The sequence below is a fragment of the Streptomyces sp. NPDC005408 genome, from assembly GCF_040606445.1.
In the GTDB taxonomy this organism is placed as follows: Bacteria; Actinomycetota; Actinomycetes; order Streptomycetales; family Streptomycetaceae; genus Streptomyces.
Window position 1 is genome coordinate 1 of the sequence record NZ_JBEXEX010000138.1, and the last position, 1,272, is coordinate 1,272.

At 66.1% G+C, this 1,272-nt stretch carries 2 protein-coding genes; both read right to left on the reverse strand.

Annotated features, from left to right (window positions below; genetic code table 11):
- Window positions 1–295: 295 nt before the first annotated feature.
- A complete protein-coding gene (locus ABZS64_RS39300; protein ID WP_355840015.1) occupies window positions 296–796 on the reverse strand; it encodes a DUF1152 domain-containing protein in 501 nt (166 codons plus the stop codon).
- Window positions 797–921: 125 nt separating this feature from the next.
- On the reverse strand, window positions 922–1,272 hold a 351-nt coding region (gene tnpA, locus ABZS64_RS39305), incomplete at its 5' end, for an IS200/IS605 family transposase (protein ID WP_355840016.1).

Here is a 1,272-nt window from a genome sequence, read left to right on the forward strand (position 1 = left end):
CCAACTCGGCCTTCGGCCGTCCCGTCCTCGCCATCCACCCATGATGCCGACTCAAGACCAACTTACGCAGCGAATTCTCGACTCAGGACACTAGGGCGTGTTTCGAATGTGCTGCTCACACCTATTCGTTGATGGTCGCGACGGGGACGGTCGCCTCGTAGCGGACTGCGAGCGGCGTCGGGCCCGGACAGGCCCCGCACCCGGCCCGATCGATGGGGCGGAGGCGGCCTGACCGGCGCAGCCAGGGGCGAGGGCCCGGCACCCGGTATGTGTGCCGGGCCCTTTGGTGTGCAGTTCAGTTGAGCTGGAGTAGTGGGGTGTCGGTGGCGAGGATGTCCCGGAGGGCTGGGATGTCTGTCCAGGTGAGGCCGAGGGTGCGGGCGGCGTACCGGAGGGTGACGTGGTCGGCTCCGTCGGCCGCCTCGCGGAGGGTCTTCATGGCCCCGTCCTGGTTGAGGAAGGAGGTCCTCCCGGCGGGCGGGTCTTGCTGGGGTGTTCGGTTGCGTTCGGGTTCCAGCCCGTGAATGCCGGTGAGCCGGTGGGAGAGGTCGGCTGCCGCGTCCAGGGTTGCTGGGCGCTCGTCGAGGAGGGCTCGCGCGATCGGGTTGTGCCCGATGGCTTCCTGCAGCGGCAGGTGGTACAGCCGTGGGGAGACATCGGTGAGGTGGATGGTGTTGTTGACGGCGCGGACGGTGCCGCGGGCGCCATGGATGGCGGCGGCCCACAGTGCAGATGCCTCGGAGGGGTGCCAGGCCAGTGCGGCGGCGACTGACCAGTTGGCTGTACTTTGCTCCAACACCCCATATTGTGCGGCGAGTTGTTTTCGCCTGTCAGGCCCATAGCCGCTACCGGGACTAATCGCAGTGCACCGCCCTTTGGGGCGGTGGTGAAGCGATTCTCAGGGCTGCTCTGACCCGCAGGTCACAGTGGACGATTCTGCTGTTCGATGCACTGGCGGACGATCGACAACGGCGCCCCGCCGACCGATCCGGCGAAGTAGGAACCGGACCATAGCCGTTGTGCCCGCCAGTAGTGCCGGACCAGGTCGGGGTACTCCTGGCGCAGTCGGCGGGAGCTGACGCCCTTGAGGCTGTTGACCAGCTTGGACAGGGCGACCTTCGGAGGGAAGTTCACCAGGAGGTGGACGTGGTTGTTCTCGCCGTTGAACTCGACCAGTTCGACCTCGAAGTCCGTGCAGACGCTGCGCATGATCTCTTCGAGTCGTGTCAGGTGCTGGTCGGTGAAGACCTTATGCCGGTACTTCGTCACGAA